Here is an 18,759-nt window from a genome sequence, read left to right as displayed (position 1 = left end):
CTGAGCCATGATCAAACTCTTCAATTAAAGGTTTGATGCTCAAAGAATTTAACTGTGTTAGTTCGTAATGAATTAACTGTTCAGTCACTCTTCAAGACTTAATATCTTTTTCGCCTTCCGGCGTGGATAGTGTCTTGCGAGTGCCCACACAGATTGTCTGATTAATTTGTTAAAGAGCAGTGCAACCGAAAATCTTCTTCCGGGTTGCGAGGCTGCGTATCTTACGCTTTTCGCCTCCGGAGTCAAGCGTTTATTTTCGCTTTCCTCCCACTTTCCTCGGCGGCTTGTCTCAGCGCATCGTCGGTCAGTGGTGGCGCATTATAGGGAGTTTTACGCCGCTGACAATAGTTTTTTTCGAAAAACATTATCGTTTGCTGAATTACACAGCAAAACACCACTTTATACCCATTTACACACAAATTTATCCACAGATGGATATTTTGGTAAAATTTGTCGGGCATCGCGCAAACGTTTGCGCTACAATCTGCGAAGTAAAAATCGCCACATGATTTTTTCAAATTGTTTTGAAATGTTATTGCAGAAGCCATTTTTTCTATGAAGTCAGTGGTTTTTTCTCAATAGCACATTCTTGTTTTACGAAATTCAAGGGATCACACCAATGCAACAGCTTCGTCCAATCCGTCGTGCCCTGCTGAGTGTTTCTGACAAAGCGGGGGTTATTGAATTTGCCAAAGCCTTATCCAGTCGCGGTGTCGAACTGCTTTCAACAGGGGGTACTGCTCGTCTGCTGGCCGAAGCCGGACTAAATGTCACTGAAGTTTCGGACTATACAGGCTTCCCTGAAATGATGGATGGACGGGTTAAAACACTTCATCCCAAAGTTCATGGCGGCATTCTGGGCCGACGCGGGCAAGATGATGAAGTGATGGCGCAACATCAAATTTCTCCAATTGATATGGTCGTCGTTAATCTTTATCCCTTTGCACAAACCGTCGCGAAACCAAATTGCTCTCTGGAAGATGCTGTAGAAAATATCGATATCGGTGGCCCAACCATGGTTCGGTCTGCCGCTAAGAACCACAAGGATGTAGCGATTGTTGTTAACAGCCAGGATTACGACAAAATTATCGAGGAAATGGATAACCATCAAAACTCGCTGACACAAGCCACTCGTTTTGATTTAGCCATCAAGGCATTTGAGCATACGGCCGCTTATGACAGTATGATCGCCAATTACTTTGGCAAACTGGTTCCTCCTTATTATGGAGAGACAAATCAACCATCAGGTCGCTTCCCTCGCACGTTGAATCTGAACTTCATTAAAAAGCAGGATATGCGTTATGGCGAAAACAGCCATCAGGATGCAGCTTTCTATATAGAAGAACAAATCATAGAAGAACAAATCACTGAAGCTTCGATTGCCACAGCGACTCAATTACAAGGCAAGGCGCTTTCCTATAATAATATTGCAGATACCGATGCGGCTCTGGAATGTGTGAAAACTTTTGCCGGGCCTGCCTGTGTGATTGTCAAACATGCCAACCCTTGTGGTGTTGCGATTGGTGCTGATATTCATGCCGCCTATGACAATGCCTTCAAAACCGACCCTACTTCTGCGTTTGGCGGCATCATTGCGTTTAACCGAGAATTGGATGCGGTCACAGCTCAAGCCATCATTGAGCGCCAATTTGTTGAAGTCATTATTGCTCCTTCTATTAATCAAGCAGCCCTACCAATACTCGCAACCAAACCCAATGTTCGCGTTTTGGCATGTGGCGAATGGCATTCACCCGTTGCAGCTTTGGATTTCAAACGTGTCAACGGTGGTTTATTGGTCCAGGATCGCGATCTGGGCATGGTCGCAAAAGATGATCTGTGTGTCGTATCCAAACGCCAACCCACAGAACAAGAGATACAGGATGCCCTGTTTTGTTGGAAAGTAGCGAAGTTCGTCAAATCCAATGCTATCGTTTATGCCAAGAACAATATGACAATTGGTATTGGTGCCGGGCAGATGAGCCGTGTTTACTCAGCCAAAATCGCAGGAATTAAAGCAGCCGATGAAGGGTTGGAAGTTCAGGGCTGCGTTATGGCTTCAGATGCCTTTTTCCCATTCCGTGATGGTATTGATGCCGCAGCGGCGGTTGGCGTGAGCTGTGTTATTCAACCCGGAGGTTCTATCCGTGATGATGAAGTCATTGCTGCTGCCGACGAACATGGCATCGCGATGATTTTCACTGGTATGCGTCATTTCCGCCATTAATAATTTTCACCTTATATATAGAGGGCTCAGATGAACATCTTGATTATTGGCAGTGGCGGAAGAGAACATGCACTCGCTTGGAAAGCGGCACAGTCACCTTTGGCGAATAAGGTCTATGTTGCACCGGGTAACGCGGGAACTGCGCTGGAAGCAAATCTGGAAAATGTAGACATTGCGGCAACAGATATTGATGGGCTACTTGCGTTTGCCCAGAACCATAATATTGATCTGACCATCGTGGGGCCTGAGGCTCCGCTCGTTATCGGCGTGGTTGATGCTTTCCTGCAAGCGGGACTAACAATTTTCGGCCCTACAAAAGCAGCCGCTCAACTGGAAGGGTCCAAAGCTTTTACCAAAGATTTTCTCCATCGCCATCATATCCCCACGGCGGCCTATCAAAACTTTACAGAAGTTGAGCCTGCGCTGGCCTATTTAGAAAAGATGGGCACACCTATTGTGATTAAAGCGGATGGTCTGGCCGCGGGTAAAGGTGTCGTCGTCGCCATGACGATGGAAGAAGCGCAAAGCGCGGTTAAAGATATGCTGGCAGGTAATGTATTTGGTGATGCAGGGCATCGTATCGTTATAGAAGAATTTCTGGATGGAGAAGAAGCCAGCTTTATTGTCATGGTAGATGGCAATCACGTGATTCCTATGGCAACCAGTCAGGATCACAAACGTGTCGGTGACGGTGATACCGGGCCAAATACCGGCGGCATGGGCGCTTACTCGCCTGCCCCTGTGGTAACGGATGAGCTCCACCAGCGCATTATGGAAAAAATTATTTACCCTACAGTTAAAGGAATGGCAGCCGAAGGACATACCTACGTTGGTTTCCTCTATGCCGGGTTGATAATTGATAAACAAGGAGAGCCTAAAGTAATCGAATTTAACTGTCGCTTTGGTGATCCTGAAACCCAGCCTATTATGATGCGTTTGAATTCTGATTTAGTCGAACTGTGTCTTGCTGGAGCGAAAGGCCAATTAAGTGGGAAAACATCCACATGGGACCCTCGTCCTGCGTTGGGTGTCGTGCTGGCGGCGGGAGGCTATCCGTCCAATTATGCCAAAGGTGATGTTATCAGCGGGTTAGGTCAGGAAACGAATGCCGATGAAAAAGTCTTTCATGCAGGCACCGCATTTGAGGATGAAAATGTTATCACTGCGGGCGGACGTGTTTTATGTGTTACCGCATTAGGTAACGATATTGCAGACGCACAGAAAAAAGCTTACCTGAGAGCAACCCAAATTGATTGGAAAGGGTGTTTTTACCGTAAAGATATTGGCTACCGAGCCATTGCCCGTTTGAAATAAACCAATTAAACCGGCGGAAGTCACAGCGTTACAGCTTATCTTCCGTCGGTTCCCAACGACAAAAATCATCATTAGCCACCAATAACAACTGTTTTCCTGCTGGCGAATCCAGCCACGCAATAGTCAATGGGCCAGAGCTGTTGTTTTGCCTTTCTTCAATCCATCTCTGATCATGAGGCTCAAACTCAACGAATAATTGCTTTCCGGCACAGGTGGTAACTCTGCCATACTGCCAATGTCCCTGTAATAGCTTAATATCTCCTGCAATTAAGGCATCACTGGTTTTCTCTATCTGTCTGGCATCAAACCGCAGGCGAGCAATATCATCGGCGGAAAGTGGTTCATTATGTTTTTCTGATTGCCGCAGATTAAAAATGGCCGAGTTATTTTGATCGATACGCAATGTTTCTGCAATCGGAGGGTTATCAAGCACATTGCGACGGATCTGCCACAAGTTGCCATGACGATATTCATAAAAAGTAACAATAGTATTGTTATTACGATAAGGACTGTAAACGCTCATGATAACCTGAGGCTTACTGTTTTGATCATTCAAACGCCATAAGCGGATAGCACCGCTGTCGGTTGTAAAACCACTGGCATTGAAAAGAGGAGTGTTTGATTGAATCGAACAGGCGCTGAGCAAAGAGATAAACCCTAATGCAAACAGCCCCTGTAGAATCAACAAAAGGGGCTTTGAATTCCCCCCTCTTATTTTATTTCGCAATGCAATTACTTAACTGCGTCTTTCAATGCCTTACCAGCGGAGAAAGCAGGTACGTTTGCTGCTGCAATTTTAATTTCTTTACCAGTTTGTGGGTTACGGCCAGTACGTTCCGCACGGTGGTTAACTTTGAAAGTACCAAAGCCTACCAGCTGCACTGCATCACCATTTTTCAGAGATTCAGTGATTGCATTCAAAGTTGATTCCAGAGCTGCTTTAGCCTGAGTTTTAGTCAGATCTGCACCTGCTGCAATTGCATCAACTAATTCGGTCTTATTCATAGATTATCCTTACAGTGTGTTTATCGTTTGCAAAGCATCGAGTGCGACGGATATGCCGATTTGACAGCACCCCTGCATACACGCACCGATAGCCACTTCTTTTCGCCCCCCAATGTAGAACAGAGTGAGGGCAAATGTGAAGCCTTTAAATACGGCAAATCAAGCATTAAGTCACGTTTTATGTGTTACTGCTCCAAATTTATGCCGATGTTGCTGACCCCCGCTTCACGGAGATCAGCCTTTAATCCTTTAATTAATTCAATGTCCCGTTCTTCGCAATTTGCCAATAAACGGAAAATCTCCCATTGAATATCCCATTCTTCTTCAATGGCAGGTAATACTTTTAACTCATCCTCGGTCATTTCCCTACCGGCCTGCGTCATTTCCAGCATGGCAACAGTGCGGATGGATATCTCACTGACGGCTATTGCATGCTCTAACGTCGAGCCACTCAGACGAGAATGAATTACTTCACCCAATGCAATGCACGCATCAATCGCTGGATACACACCATAAATATCATAATTTTCTGATGATGGAATAATGGCTTCCAATTTTTCCAGCTGACTATCAAAATTCACTTTTGCATCTTTGACGACCAAAATTTCCCACACTAAATCCAAAATGCGGCGATATTGTGCGGGGTCGGCAAACCCACTCTGGCGACAAAACACCTGATAATTTGGATACATTCGCTCACATAGACTAGCCATAAAAGTCAAATGTTGCCAACTTTCGAGTTTCTCCAACCTCAGATGGATCGGGTTTCTTAACATTGGTCGTTACTCATGATGCCTAATTTGCGTCGAAGTTTACCTGAAAATCAAGAATATCCACACATTTCCGCCGCAATTATAGATTTTTCTGCATTGTTTGCTTAAAAAATGGTCTATTTGAAGCAATCCCATCCGCCCAACGGGTCGGTTCAGGCAGTCTATACCCCTTCAAACAATGCTCAACCCAAAAAATCGCGCTATCAATACTGACCTTATGCCCGATGGAAATATAGAGTGGGTTACATCTCTTTTTACTTTGTAATACAACCCCAATCTGTTCGCCATGATCCATCAATGGCTGGCGACTTCCCGGAAGTCCTCCTACTGGGGCATGTTCACCACACAAACGGCTTTTTGCCACTCCAATTGTCGGAACATCGACCAATACTCCAAAATGACTGGCAACCCCAAAACGTCGGGGATGGGCAATACCCTGACCATCCACCATAAGCAAATCAGGCCGCAGGCTTAATTTTTGCCATGCGGCCATCAATGCAGGGTATTCACGAAATGAGAGTAAACCCGGGATATAGGGAAGTACCGTATCAATTCTTGCGATTTGGTATTCGACTAATTCTAACGAGGGATATCGCAAAATCGCGATTGCGGCACGGGTTACCGTGCCATCTTTTTCAAAGCCAACATCAGCACCCGCAATGAACTCTGGCGTAAAAGAGGCAGAAAAAACATCATGACGGATAACCTGCCGTGATTTTTCTACCTGTTCCTGACGAAGTGCCTTTGTATCAATCATACTGTTATTACTAATATCGTTATTGATGATATTTTGCTGAAAGTCGGTGTACGGCTTCGACAAATGCACCGGCATGTTCTGGTGGAACATCTTGATGAATGCCATGCCCCAAATTGAAAACATGCCCACTGCCTACACCAAAATCTTGTAATATTGTCGAAACTTCTTCTTCAATTCGGGCGGGTTGCGCATACAGCATGGATGGGTCCATATTGCCCTGCAAGGCAACCTTATCTCCGACACGACGACGAGCATCAGAAATATTCGTTGTCCAATCCAAACCAAGCGCATCACACCCTGTTGCCGCCATTGCTTCAAGCCATTGCCCTCCCCCTTTGGTAAACAGGGTCACAGGCACACGGCGGCCTTCATGTTCGCGGATCAGTCCATCAACAATTTTATACATATACTGTAGGGAGAATTCCAAATAATCGCGATGAGATAAAACGCCGCCCCAAGTATCGAAAATCATGACAGATTGGGCTCCCGCCCTTATTTGCGCGTTCAGATATAGAATAACGCTGTTTGCCAATTTATCCAGTAGCAGATGCAATGTGGCAGGTTCAGCATACATCATGGCCTTGATCTTCGTGAACGCTTTACTGCTTCCGCCTTCAACCATATAGGTTGCCAATGTCCACGGGCTGCCGGAAAAGCCGATGAGCGGAACTTGCCCTGCCAACGCCTTGCGGATCGCACGAACGGCATCCATCACATAACCCAACTCCATTTCTGGATCGGGTACAGGCAGTTTTTCCACATCAGCATGATTCATAATCGGGGAGTGAAAACGCGGCCCCTCACCCGTTTCAAAATAAAGCCCCAGCCCCATCGCATCGGGAATCGTCAAAATATCAGAAAACAGGATTGCCGCATCCAGCGGAAAACGGCGCAAGGGTTGAAGTGTGACTTCACAAGCTAATTCGGTATTTTTGCATAACGAGATGAAATCCCCCGCTTCCTGACGTGTCGCTTTATATTCAGGCAAATATCGGCCAGCCTGGCGCATCATCCATACCGGTGTGACATCGACAGGCTGACGTAATAAGGCACGCAGATAGCGATCGTTTTTCAACGCATTCATGACAAGCTCCCTTGATTATCAACAAAAAGCGCCCGCATGATAACACGTCGGAAGCCGAACTTCCGTCGTGACCACAATAAATAAACGTCAAGTACCAATCCCGACGTCAGACGAAAAAATTTATGTACAGAGTCACAAAACCCGGAACAAGGACTATGCACGTCAGCTCATCGCTCTCATTATGCTACATTCATGTAACACATGCGTTACATGAAGGCAATGCCGTTTCTCACGTTGCCATAACCCTTCATTGTTCGCGCTTTTCAATTAATCGTTGGATGAGTTGGTTTACGTTAATTAATTGACTGTAAATTAATTGTCTGTAGTTAACTGACTGTATCAAAGCGCTTATGAAGTCATTTTCGTTGATAAATAACCTATTAGACCTACATGGAGGAGTTTCTACTGATGCGTTTATCCACTTTAGTACTGGCTATTGGCTTGGCACTAGGCACTCAGGCGCAGGCCGAAGAAAATAAACTGGGATCTGACCACACGAACGTATCAAGTGATCAGGTAAAGGAGATGAGTGTGACTGGTGAAGCTAATCAACGGCAATACAAGAACAAAAACCCTTTCTTCTACCCGAGTGTACTACCGTTCCAGGCTCCTCCGTTCGATAAGATAAAAGAAACAGACTATGCACCCGCGATTGCTGCCGGTATTAAACAGAAACTGAAGGAGGTAGAGAAGATCGCCAATAATCCTGCCACGCCTGACTTTGAAAATACATTTATCGCGCTGGAGAAATCGGGCGCAACGCTGACACGGGTGATGAATGTATTTGGGGCGATGACGTCAGCTAATACCACTGACAGGCTGCAAAAACTGGATGAAGAAATTGCACCAAAGCTGGCGGCGATGAACGATGAAATTATGCTGAACAGTAAACTGTTCAACCGTATCAAAGCTATTTACCAGCAGCGCGGGACGTTGAATCTGGATCCGGAATCGCGCCGATTGGTGGAAGTGACTTATCAAAGTTTCGAGTTAGCGGGAGCCAACTTGTCTGATGCGGATAAAGCAAAGTTAAAGGCTTTGAATCAGGAAGCAGCCACACTCAGTACCCAGTTTAGCAACAAACTGCTGGCGGCAACCAAAAATGGCGCATTGGCGATTCAAGATAAAGCCAGACTGAATGGACTGTCCGATGGCGAAATTGCCGCCGCTGCACAGGCTGCCAGTGAGCGTAAGCTAGACAAACAATGGCTGTTGGTATTGCAGAACACCACCCAGCAACCGAGTCTGCAAGACCTGAAAGATCGCGATACGCGTAAGGCGTTATTTGAGGCATCGTGGATCCGAGCCGAGAAAGGTGACGATAATGACACGCGTCAAACCTTAGCCCGGTTAGCGAAGATCCGTGCTGAGCAGGCTAAGCTGCTGGGCTTCCCGGATTATGCGTCGTGGAAACTGCAAAATCAGATGGCAAAAACGCCTAAGACCGCGTTGAAATTTTTGCGTGATATTGTACCTGCGGCAACGGCACGCGCTGAGCGCGAAGCCAAAGACATTCAGGCGGTGATTGATCAGCAAAAAGGGGGCTTCAAGCTGGAAGCCTGGGATTGGCCGTTTTATGCCGAGCAGGTACGCAAAGCAAAATATGATTTGGATGAATCACAGATTAAGCCGTATTTCGAGCTGAATAACGTCCTGAATAATGGCGTATTCTATGCCGCCAATCTGCTGTATGGCATTACCTTTAAAGAGCGCAAAGACATCCCGGTTTATCAATCCGACGTCCGCGTGTATGAAGTTTTCGATAAGGACGGGAAACCGTTGGCGTTGTTCTATACCGATTACTTTAAGCGCGACAACAAAGGCGGTGGAGCCTGGATGAGTAATTTTGTCGATCAGTCAAAGCTCATCGGAACCAAGCCGGTGATTTACAACGTCGCCAACTTTACCAAACCTGCGCCGGGCCAACCTGCACTATTGTCATATGATGACGTGATCACAATCTTCCATGAGTTTGGGCATGCCTTGCACGGCATGTTTGCCGATCAGGAATATCCGAGCCTGTCCGGCACCAATACCGCCCGTGATTTTGTGGAATTCCCATCGCAATTTAATGAGTATTGGGCGCGTGATCCCAAGGTGTTTGCCCATTACGCCAAGCATTACCAAACCGGTGAAGCGATGCCACAGGCGTTAATGGATAAGATCAATAAGGCTGACAAATTCAACAAAGGCTATAGCATGACCGAGCTGCTGTCAGCCGCGTTGTTGGATATGCACTGGCATATGCTGACCGCTGATCAGCCACAGCAGGACGTGGATAAGTTTGAAGCCGAGTCTCTGCAACAAGATAACATCTATATCAGCTACGTGCCGCCGCGTTATCGTTCCAGCTACTTCAAACACATTTGGGGTAACGGTTATGCTGCCGGTTATTATGCTTATCTGTGGACCGAAATGCTGGCAGACGATGCTTTTGCCTGGTTTACCGAACATGGTGGCCTGACACCAGAGAATGGCCAACTTTTCCGCGATAAGGTATTGTCACGTGGTAATAGTGAAGACTTGGAAAAGCTGTATATCAACTGGCGCGGTAAACCACCGAGTATTGAACCTATGCTGAAAAACCGGGGACTGAAGGAACAAAAACAGCCTTAATCAGCCACTGAGCCTTAAATGATTGAGAGTTACCCGTTTTGGTATGGATATCGAATCCTGATACAAAACACAAGGTAGCTCTCATTCTTAATACACAACTCATTGATCAATTAACATCACTGCTGACGACACAACGCCACAGTATCCTCAATCAGGCGGCGAGCAATCGTATCAGGCCCGGGAATAAGGGGAAGCTTATCGTAGCGAAACCAATCTGCACTGACCAATTCAACGGGGTCATGATTGATTTCACCGCTATCATAATCAGCCAAAAACCCCGTCATTAATGAATTCGGGAAAGGCCACGGTTGGGAAGCAACATAACGCAAGTTACGGATCTTAATGCCACTCTCTTCCATCACTTCACGATGGACCGCTTCTTCCAGCGTTTCCCCCACTTCAACAAATCCTGCAAGTACAGTATGGATACCATTACGGTGACGCTGGTGTTGTGCCAACAAAATATGGTCATCACGACGGATGCCCACGATAATACTGGGTGCAATTTGTGGATAATAACGCTCTTCGCAATGGCTGCATAAACAGGCCCATTCGTACTGGCTATGCTGCATATCATGACCGCAGTAACCGCAATAACGGTGCGAACGATAAAACTCGGCCAATTGGACGCCGCGTCCTACCATCTGAAATAATTTGGCATCCCGATCAGCAATTAAACGGGGGGAAGACATATTTGAAGTCATTCTATGGCGAATCAGCCAAACCGTTTCCCCCTGCCACTCGCCGATAGGCTGCGCCATATGGCCTTGCAATAACCACTGATTAGCCGTTCCTGATGGTAACTCTCCCTGTGGGAGCCAAACCTGATTCTCAAGACTGACAATCCACCAGCCCCGTTCTGTACCTGTCAGTTTTTGTTGCGTCATTTGTCTCTGTTCCGTCATAGGTTGTATGATGATTTCCATTATATCTTGTTCAAAATCAACACAAATGAAGCATACTCCTTTTTATCTTATTTCGTCTTTAATCTTGTTATATTAACTTTCCCTCTCAACACTGGCCTTAAACTAGGGGCAGGTATTTCTGCTGCAATGGCAACAACCGCCATTCCATCAAAAAATAGCAATAAACTCTCAGTTGGTTTTGGTATCGCCTCATACCGTGGGCAAGCCGCGGGAGCTGTGGGTTCTATTTTTACCATTAGCCCACATATTCAAATAAAAGTTGCCATGACGTATGACACTCAAAGTGGTACAGGGCTGAACTCAGGGATTACAATTGGATTTTAATCTCACTTAGAGTACAAGTTTTAGGTTGTAGTTTTCACAATCCCCTTTATACTCTGGGGTGTTTTTTTCTTGTCGGAGTGCCTAGCGTTCAACGTATATCACGATGGACACAGGCTGAGACCGTTAATTCGGGATCCGCAGAACCTGATCGGGCTAATACCCGCGAAGGGAACAAGAGTAATCACTCCGCTGTTAGTATCAGCGTACATCTAATATACAAATAGCGTGTACAAATACTAATCAGCATCAACCATTACTCCCTGCGAGCTCCAGACAAGCAATTTTCTCAACTTAAGCCTGTTCAGTAATGAGAAAGGCGATAACACAGTCAGGAATTTGCTATGTCTAAGTCCAACAATACCGTTGTTTCCAATGCTGTTATTCCAGCCACGGATATTTCCCCCAAAGCCCCCCCTGCAAGGCCGCGTAAAGCGCAGCGAGATGCAGCTCAGGCATTTATCAGCTCCATTCAAGGCGTGGCGTTTCCCAGCTCAAAGCGCATTTATCTTGAAGGCTCCCGTCAGGATATTCAGGTTCCGATGCGTGAAATTCAGTTATCCCCCACGCTGGTGGGTGGCACAAAAGAGCAACCTCAATTAGAGGAAAACGAACCTGTACCCGTTTATGACACTTCCGGCCCTTATGGTGACCCCACTTCCGTGCTGGATGTGCAAACGGGATTACGCAAAATCCGCCAACTGTGGATCGACGAACGTGATGATACAGAGCCTGTCTCCGTTCTCAGTTCCGATTTTACGCAACAACGTCTTGCCGATGCGGGGCTGGATCACCTGCGTTTTCACCATCGCCCACATCCACAGAAAGCCAGACAAGGCAAACGTGTTACCCAATTGCACTATGCGCGCCAAGGCTTCATCACACCAGAAATGGAATTTATCGCACTGCGCGAAAATATGGGACGCGAACGTATTCGCAGTGAAGTCCTGCGCCAACAACATGCAGGTCAAAGTTTCGGTGCCAACTTACCGGAAAACATCACGCCGGAATTTGTCCGTCAGGAAGTTGCTGCCGGTCGCGCGATTATCCCCGCGAATATTAACCATCCCGAATCCGAACCCATGATTATTGGCCGCAATTTTTTGGTGAAGGTTAATGCGAATATCGGTAACTCTTCTGTCACCTCATCCATTGAAGAAGAGGTGGAAAAACTGATTTGGTCTACCCGCTGGGGCGCAGATACGGTGATGGATCTCTCCACCGGACGTTACATCCATGAAACCCGTGAATGGATACTACGCAATAGCCCGGTTCCCATTGGTACAGTACCGATTTATCAGGCACTGGAAAAAGTCAATGGCATAGCGGAAAACCTGACATGGGAAATGTTCCGCGATACGTTGCTGGAACAAGCCGAACAAGGTGTCGATTATTTCACCATTCACGCCGGAGTATTGCTGCGTTACGTACCGATGACCGCTAAGCGCCTGACAGGCATTGTTTCCCGTGGTGGCTCAATTATGGCGAAATGGTGTCTTTCCCATCATCAGGAAAATTTCCTCTACACGCACTTTCGTGAAATTTGTGAAATCTGTGCTGCCTATGATGTTTCCCTCTCCTTGGGGGATGGATTGCGTCCCGGCTCCATTCAGGATGCCAATGATGAAGCACAATTTTCCGAACTGCATACTCTGGGAGAACTGACCAGAATCGCTTGGGAGTACGATGTTCAGGTCATGATAGAAGGGCCGGGGCATATCCCGATGCAATTAATCCGCCGCAATATGACGGAAGAGCTGGAGCATTGCCACGAAGCCCCGTTCTACACATTAGGGCCATTGACAACGGATATCGCCCCCGGTTATGACCATTTCACCTCCGGTATTGGTGCCGCCATGATCGGTTGGTTTGGTTGTGCAATGCTGTGTTATGTCACGCCAAAAGAGCATCTCGGCTTACCCAATAAAGAAGATGTCAAACAAGGGCTGATTACTTACAAAATCGCGGCCCATGCGGCTGATCTTGCCAAAGGCCACCCGGGTGCCCAGATCCGCGATAACGCCATGTCAAAAGCGCGGTTTGAATTCCGTTGGGAAGATCAATTCAACCTCGCGCTTGATCCGGATACCGCCCGTGCTTATCACGATGAAACCTTACCGCAGGAGTCCGGCAAAGTCGCCCATTTCTGTTCCATGTGTGGTCCGAAATTCTGCTCAATGAAAATCACACAAGACGTGCGAGATTACGCAGCAAAACTGGAACAGGAAGCAGGTATGGAACAGATGTCTGAAGAGTTCCGCGCCCGTGGCAGCGAGCTGTATCACAGTGCTGAGGATACCGCCAATGAAAAATCAGCGTGAAACACTACATGACACACCATCATTTGCTCCAACCGCACATCGGCTGGGGCTGTATCCCGTTGTGGACTCTCTGGTGTGGATTGAACGATTACTGGAAGCCGGCGTCAGGACTTTACAACTGCGCATCAAAGATAAGCCCGAAGAACAGATAGAGCAGGATATTCAGTCCGCCATTGCACTCGGCCGTCAGTACAACGCCCGGCTGTTTATTAACGACTACTGGCGGCTGGCAATCAAACACCAGGCCTACGGCGTTCATTTAGGGCAAGAAGATCTGGATATCGCCGATCTTAGCGCCATCCGGCAAGCGGGGCTGCGTTTGGGGATTTCCACCCACGATCAACAAGAGCTGGCGCGGGCAAAATCCCTGCACCCTTCCTATATCGCATTAGGACATATTTTCCCCACCACCACGAAAGAGATGCCGTCGTCACCCCAAGGTCTTGCAGCACTAAAACATCAGGTTGAGATCACACCGGAATATCCTACCGTTGCCATTGGTGGTATCTCACTGGAACGTGTACCGGATGTCGTTGCAACAGGTGTTGGTGGCGTTGCATTAGTCAGTGCCATCACGAAATCGAAAGATTGGCAGCAAACCACAGCGAAATTACTTCATTTAGTTGAAGGGCTAGAGCGAGGGAATTTATGCTAAACGATCAAGAATTTATGCGTTACAGCCGTCAATTACTTCTGGAAGATATTGGCCCTGAAGGTCAGGAAAAATTAAAAGCCAGTAAGGTGCTGATTGTCGGTCTGGGTGGTTTAGGTTCACCCGCAGCGCTCTATCTCGCCGCCGCCGGCGTAGGGAATCTTTATCTTGCAGATGATGACACGCTGCATATCTCGAACCTGCAACGCCAAATTATCTACCGCACAGCAGATATCCCTGCCAACAAAGCCCAATCAGCAGCAAAACAACTGGCTGATTTAAACCCACAGATCAATATCACCGACCTCACCGAACGGCAAGATCGTGAATCTTTGGCGAATATTGTCAGCCGGATCGATTTGGTACTGGATTGCAGTGATAACATGGCAACCCGCCATGCCATCAATGCCGCCTGTATTGCTGAAAACAAGCCGCTAATCAGCGGCAGTGCGATCGGTTTCAGTGGGCAACTCATGGTTTTCGAATTTCCTTATCAACATGGATGTTATGCCTGTCTCTATCCTGATCAAGAAGAACCCCAACGCAATTGCAGAACCGCGGGGATATTAGGCCCAATCGTTGGTGTCATTGGGACATTGCAATCATTGGAAGCGATAAAAATGCTGGCAGGAATTCCCTCTCCTTTGAGTGGGAAACTCCGGCTGTTTGATGGTAAGCAACAGAGCTGGAGTACGTTACAACTGACTCGCTCACCACAGTGTCCGGTTTGCAACTCAGTTATCGAAAAAATCGATATCGAAAAAGCTATTAGTGAAAACGTCAATATCGATAAAAAACGGGCAGGAAAAGAAGTCGTATGAACATTATCGTTAACGATCAGATGATGACACTCAGTGCTCCCATGACGGTGCAACAGTTGCTGGAACATATCCAGCGCACTCAATCCGGCACCGCATTGGCTATCAATCAAACCATCATTCCACGCTCAGAATGGTATACCCATCAGGTGAATGACGGGGACAACATCTTGCTGTTTCAGGCCATTGCTGGTGGCTAATATTGCTGGAGGCTAATTATGTTAAAGATTGCTGATACCACCTTCGACTCCCGTCTATTTACCGGCACAGGCAAATTTGCCAATGCCGGATTAATGATCGAGGCAATTCGGGCCTCAGGCAGCCAATTAGTCACAATGGCGATGAAGCGCATTGATCTCCATGGGAATGACGATGGTATTCTCGCGCCCTTGCAACAGTTGGGCGTTAAACTACTCCCCAATACTTCTGGAGCAAAAACGGCGGAAGAAGCCATATTTGCCGCTCACCTTGCACGGGAAGCACTGGGAACGCACTGGATTAAACTGGAGATCCACCCCGACGTAAAATATTTACTACCTGATCCGATTGAAACCCTGAAAGGCGCAGAACAGCTAGTGAAAGAAGGGTTTGTCGTCCTGCCTTATTGCGGCGCTGATCCGGTTCTGTGCCGGAGGTTGGAAGAAGTCGGCTGCGCGGCTGTCATGCCATTAGGGGCTCCCATCGGCTCAAATAAAGGGTTACTGACGCGTGACTTTCTGCAAATCATCATCGAACAAGCCAATGTGCCCGTTGTTGTGGACGCAGGGATCGGTGCTCCCAGCCATGCACTGGCAGCCATCGAAATGGGGGCAGATGCCGTACTGGTCAATACCGCCATCGCTGTTGCCCGCAACCCTGTCAAAATGGCTCAGGCATTCAAAACCGCCATTGAAGCAGGCGAACTTTCACATCAGGCCGGTGTAGCAAGCCAGAAATCCCATGCAGAGGCTTCCAGCCCTCTCACCGAGTTTCTGGGGGCGTTATGACAAACAGTACATTTCGCCACAATACGTTTCGTCAACACTGGCAACAATTGGACTGGGATGACCTCACCCTGCGCATTAACAGTAAAACATCGCGGGACATTGAACATGCGCTAACCAGCGATCACTTAACGCTGGATGATTTTATGGCTTTGCTTTCCCCGGCGGCTCTGCCTTATCTTGAATCACTCGCTCAACGCGCACAGCAACTAACCCGACAGCGTTTTGGCAATACCGTGGGATTTTTCATCCCACTTTATCTTTCCAATCTGTGCGCCAACGACTGCACCTATTGTGGTTTCTCTATGAGTAATCACATTAAGCGCAAGACACTCAATGAACAGGAAATTGAAGCGGAATGCCTTGCACTGAAAAAACTGGGATTTGAGCATATCTTGCTGGTAACGGGGGAACATCAGAATAAAGTAGGCATGGATTATTTTCGCCGCTACCTTCCTCTGATCCGCCGCCATTTCAGTTCAGTTTCAATGGAAGTCCAGCCACTGGCGCAAGAGGAATACGCTGAACTAAAAACACTCGGTTTGGATGGCGTGATGGTTTATCAGGAAACCTACCATCAACCCAGTTATCAATTACATCATTTGAAAGGCAAAAAGCAGGATTTCCACTGGCGATTAGAAACACCGGAACGCCTTGGGCGGGCAGGTATCGACAAAATCGGGCTAGGTGCATTGATTGGGCTATCTCACAATTGGCGAACCGACTGCTATATGGTAGCGGAACACCTCTTTTTCCTGCAAAAACAGTTCTGGAAAAGCCGTTATTCCATCTCTTTTCCACGACTGCGTCCCTGTGCGGGCGGCATTGAGCCAGCCTCTTTGATGAATGAAGCTGAATTGGTACAACTCATTTGCGCGTTCCGTCTGCTGGCACCGGATGTAGAGCTTTCTCTCTCTACCCGTGAATCTCCCTACTTCCGCGATCACGTTGTACCACTCGCTATTAATAACATCAGTGCCGGCTCCAAAACCCAGCCCGGCGGCTATGCTGATGGTCATCACGAGCTGGAGCAATTCGCTCCTCACGACAATCGCTCTGTTTTTCAGGTTGCCGAAGCCTTGGTCAAATCAGGTTTACAACCTGTTTGGAAGGATTGGGATAATTATTTGGGGAGATAATTATTTTAGATAACAGTTAATTAGTGCTACCGCTACTTGATATAGCCTGTAACTTGAGGATGCTACAAACGTGGCATCTATCTTTAATAATGTGTAAAAATATAACCATAATAAGCAAAAAACCCATTAATGAGCATAAAAAAGCACATTAATATTAATAATAAGGCAGAAAAATAAAGCCAAATAATGTATAAATAAATACACATAAACAGCAAAAATAAAAACAATGTGCAAATTTACGCACCTAATGAAACATGGTTATAATGAGAGCTATCATACTACTGTGAATTTGTTTCATTTATCTGACCTTGTAAAAATCAGATAGAGGAGGAGCTTTCAGATGATAAAAAATGTTCCTTTCAATCAAATTAAAAACCAGCAGGAAGAGTTGGGATACCGACTACGCCAAGCTCGTCTCAACAAAAATATTAAGCAACAAACGCTAGCTGACGCTATAGGGATTACCCGTCGAGCCATTGGTAATGCAGAGAAAGGGAATGCCTCCCTTGAAACAATACTGCTTATCCTGAATGCGCTCGATCTGACAGAACAACTCGATATTTTCATTCCTCCACAGCCTCCATCACCCATCCAGCTCGCGAAAATGCAGGGCCATATACGTCAGAGAGCATCAGGAGAACAAGAAGATGAGTACACTCTTAATAAGGAGGCAAGCTGGTGAATGAATCCATTAGAATCAAATACCAAGATATAGATGTCGGTGCCATAGCCTTTGACACAGAAAAAGGCATCGGATCATTTGAATATGAGCGTACCTTTATCAAAAGGGGACTAGACCTTGCCCCATTGAAAATGCCAATTAAACAAGCAAGGCCAGGTAAAGTATTCACGTTTTCTAATTTAAATTATGACACTTTTCGTGGCTTACCAAGCATGATCGCCGATTCTCTCCCCGATGATTTTGGTAATGCAGTTCTTAATGCTTGGATCGCCAATTTTCCTGCAAAAACAGTTTTGGAAAAGTCGCTATTCCATCTCCTTCCCACAACTACTCATCTGCGCGTTCCGTCTGTTGGCACCGGATGTAGAGTTTTCCCTCTCTACCCGTGAATCTCCCTACTTCCGCGATCACGTTGTACCACTCGCTATTAATAACATCAGTGCCGGCTCCAAAACCCAGCCCGGCGGCTATGCTGATGGTCATCACGAGCTAGAGCAATTCGCTCCTCACGACAATCGCTCTGTTTTTCAGGTTGCCGAAGCCTTGGTCAAATCAGGTTTACAACCTGTTTGGAAGGATTGGGATAATTATTTGGGGAGATAATTATTTTATTTGGGGTGACAATTAACTAGGGGCTGTTGTTGTAGTGACCGCCCTTAGTGTAAAGTTATTCTTTAGTTCTGGGCTAGATAAGCATTACAATGTTGTTGCTGTTACTTATCAAAAGACTGAACAGCTAGAGGAAAAATTAAATATAATCACGAATGGTTATGAAAAGTTGAAGAAGAGTCGGAAATAAATAAAAAAGGAGTCATGAAATGATTAATGAAAACATAGAAAAATTAATGATAAAAAGTGGATTTACTTCTGATGATATTAGCTTACTGAGATCTATAAATAAAAGAGACGGCACTACATTTATAGATAACCTAATTGATTTAGAAAGACGGTTTTATAAATTAATATTTATTAACACTTTGATTTTTTGGGGGTTTGCTTTTTTATTTTTAATCGCGGGAGATGTTAATGTTATCGGTTTTATCATAGCTATTATTATTACAATCCCACCTACTTTATTTATGCTATCATTTAGGTTATCCTATAGGGCGTTTATATTTATGAGGAAATATAAACGCGAATAAAT

The 18,759-nt window shown here is 46.3% G+C and carries 19 protein-coding genes, 1 pseudogene and 1 riboswitch; of the genes and pseudogenes, 14 read left to right on the top strand and 6 right to left on the bottom strand.

All coding sequences use genetic code 11. The features are described 5' to 3' along the window. The first annotated feature begins 619 nt into the window (after nt 1-619). Nucleotides 620-2,224, top strand: coding sequence for a bifunctional phosphoribosylaminoimidazolecarboxamide formyltransferase/IMP cyclohydrolase (gene purH / locus Xmir_RS09815; RefSeq protein WP_099114195.1), 1,605 nt, complete (start codon nt 620-622; stop codon nt 2,222-2,224). 30 nt (nt 2,225-2,254) lie between these two features. Next, nucleotides 2,255-3,538 carry a phosphoribosylamine--glycine ligase gene (gene purD / locus Xmir_RS09810; protein WP_099114194.1) on the top strand — a complete coding sequence of 428 codons (1,284 nt, stop codon included), beginning with the start codon at nt 2,255-2,257 and terminating at the stop codon, nt 3,536-3,538. A gap of 28 nt (nt 3,539-3,566) precedes the next feature. On the opposite strand, the gene Xmir_RS09805 is transcribed toward purD, so the two are convergent. The 5 genes from Xmir_RS09805 to hemE all read right to left on the bottom strand — a co-directional run bounded on the left by Xmir_RS09805 (nt 3,567) and on the right by hemE (nt 7,157). After that, nucleotides 3,567-4,220, bottom strand: coding sequence for a DUF1481 domain-containing protein (locus Xmir_RS09805; RefSeq protein WP_244170913.1), 654 nt, complete (start codon nt 4,218-4,220; stop codon nt 3,567-3,569). A 50-nt stretch (nt 4,221-4,270) separates the two neighbouring features. Continuing rightward, nucleotides 4,271-4,543 carry a nucleoid-associated protein HU-alpha gene (hupA, locus tag Xmir_RS09800; protein WP_010848914.1) on the bottom strand — a complete coding sequence of 91 codons (273 nt, stop codon included), beginning with the start codon at nt 4,541-4,543 and terminating at the stop codon, nt 4,271-4,273. Nucleotides 4,544-4,728: 185 nt separating this feature from the next. Continuing rightward, entirely contained in the window at nt 4,729-5,319 is a 591-nt protein-coding gene (locus Xmir_RS09795) for a YjaG family protein (protein WP_099114193.1), read from the bottom strand. 76 nt (nt 5,320-5,395) lie between these two features. Further along, nucleotides 5,396-6,073 (bottom strand): deoxyribonuclease V, encoded by a 678-nt coding sequence (gene nfi, locus Xmir_RS09790; RefSeq protein WP_099114192.1) that lies wholly within the window; start codon nt 6,071-6,073, stop codon nt 5,396-5,398. 19 nt (nt 6,074-6,092) lie between these two features. Further along, nucleotides 6,093-7,157, bottom strand: coding sequence for a uroporphyrinogen decarboxylase (gene hemE / locus Xmir_RS09785; protein WP_099114191.1), 1,065 nt, complete (start codon nt 7,155-7,157; stop codon nt 6,093-6,095). A gap of 408 nt (nt 7,158-7,565) precedes the next feature. Between hemE and dcp the strand changes: the two genes are divergently transcribed. Further along, nucleotides 7,566-9,773: a peptidyl-dipeptidase Dcp gene (dcp, locus tag Xmir_RS09775; RefSeq protein WP_099114189.1), complete on the top strand. Its 2,208-nt coding sequence runs from the start codon at nt 7,566-7,568 to the stop codon at nt 9,771-9,773. 116 nt (nt 9,774-9,889) lie between these two features. Here the strand turns inward: dcp and nudC are convergent, their stop codons facing one another. After that, nucleotides 9,890-10,660 carry an NAD(+) diphosphatase gene (nudC, locus tag Xmir_RS09770; protein ID WP_099114188.1) on the bottom strand — a complete coding sequence of 257 codons (771 nt, stop codon included), beginning with the start codon at nt 10,658-10,660 and terminating at the stop codon, nt 9,890-9,892. A gap of 45 nt (nt 10,661-10,705) precedes the next feature. Here nudC and Xmir_RS22760 point away from each other — a divergent pair, with 45 nt between their 5' ends. From Xmir_RS22760 to Xmir_RS09715, 11 genes and pseudogenes are all read left to right on the top strand, one after another. Then, nucleotides 10,706-11,023: a YadA C-terminal domain-containing protein gene (locus Xmir_RS22760; protein ID WP_145956884.1), complete on the top strand. Its 318-nt coding sequence runs from the start codon at nt 10,706-10,708 to the stop codon at nt 11,021-11,023. 63 nt (nt 11,024-11,086) lie between these two features. Continuing rightward, nucleotides 11,087-11,211: riboswitch (TPP riboswitch) on the top strand. 153 nt (nt 11,212-11,364) lie between these two features. Continuing rightward, a complete protein-coding gene (gene thiC / locus Xmir_RS09760; protein ID WP_099114186.1) occupies nt 11,365-13,341 on the top strand; it encodes a phosphomethylpyrimidine synthase ThiC in 1,977 nt (658 codons plus the stop codon). Continuing rightward, nucleotides 13,325-13,996: a thiamine phosphate synthase gene (thiE, locus tag Xmir_RS09755; RefSeq protein WP_099114185.1), complete on the top strand. Its 672-nt coding sequence runs from the start codon at nt 13,325-13,327 to the stop codon at nt 13,994-13,996. The genes thiC and thiE overlap by 17 nt, the downstream gene beginning before the upstream one ends. Beyond that, nucleotides 13,990-14,814 carry a HesA/MoeB/ThiF family protein gene (locus tag Xmir_RS09750; RefSeq protein WP_099114184.1) on the top strand — a complete coding sequence of 275 codons (825 nt, stop codon included), beginning with the start codon at nt 13,990-13,992 and terminating at the stop codon, nt 14,812-14,814. The genes thiE and Xmir_RS09750 overlap by 7 nt, the downstream gene beginning before the upstream one ends. Next, the gene (thiS, locus tag Xmir_RS09745; protein WP_099114183.1) at nt 14,811-15,011 is read left to right on the top strand and encodes a sulfur carrier protein ThiS; all 201 of its coding nucleotides are present in this window, start codon (nt 14,811-14,813) and stop codon (nt 15,009-15,011) included. Before Xmir_RS09750 ends, thiS begins: the two co-directional genes overlap by 4 nt. Nucleotides 15,012-15,029: 18 nt before the next feature. Next, nucleotides 15,030-15,797: a thiazole synthase gene (locus Xmir_RS09740; protein WP_099114182.1), complete on the top strand. Its 768-nt coding sequence runs from the start codon at nt 15,030-15,032 to the stop codon at nt 15,795-15,797. Next, nucleotides 15,794-16,933 carry a 2-iminoacetate synthase ThiH gene (thiH, locus tag Xmir_RS09735; RefSeq protein ID WP_099114181.1) on the top strand — a complete coding sequence of 380 codons (1,140 nt, stop codon included), beginning with the start codon at nt 15,794-15,796 and terminating at the stop codon, nt 16,931-16,933. The genes Xmir_RS09740 and thiH (Xmir_RS09735) overlap by 4 nt, the downstream gene beginning before the upstream one ends. Before the next feature lie 340 nt (nt 16,934-17,273). Next, nucleotides 17,274-17,615 carry a helix-turn-helix transcriptional regulator gene (locus Xmir_RS09730; protein ID WP_099114180.1) on the top strand — a complete coding sequence of 114 codons (342 nt, stop codon included), beginning with the start codon at nt 17,274-17,276 and terminating at the stop codon, nt 17,613-17,615. Continuing rightward, nucleotides 17,612-18,004 (top strand): HipA N-terminal domain-containing protein, encoded by a 393-nt coding sequence (locus Xmir_RS33315; RefSeq protein WP_208620419.1) that lies wholly within the window; start codon nt 17,612-17,614, stop codon nt 18,002-18,004. The genes Xmir_RS09730 and Xmir_RS33315 overlap by 4 nt, the downstream gene beginning before the upstream one ends. Then, nucleotides 17,889-18,218, top strand: a pseudogene (gene thiH, locus Xmir_RS09720) (2-iminoacetate synthase ThiH); the annotation flags it as partial. The gene Xmir_RS33315 and the pseudogene thiH (Xmir_RS09720), both read left to right, overlap by 116 nt. Before the next feature lie 215 nt (nt 18,219-18,433). Continuing rightward, nucleotides 18,434-18,757, top strand: a complete 324-nt coding sequence (locus Xmir_RS09715) for a hypothetical protein (protein WP_099114179.1) — start codon at nt 18,434-18,436, stop codon at nt 18,755-18,757. Nucleotides 18,758-18,759 lie beyond the last annotated feature (2 nt).

Source organism: Xenorhabdus miraniensis (assembly GCF_002632615.1).
The sequence above is the reverse complement of the archived record's forward strand: the minus strand, read 5'-3'. Positions and strand labels throughout refer to the sequence as shown.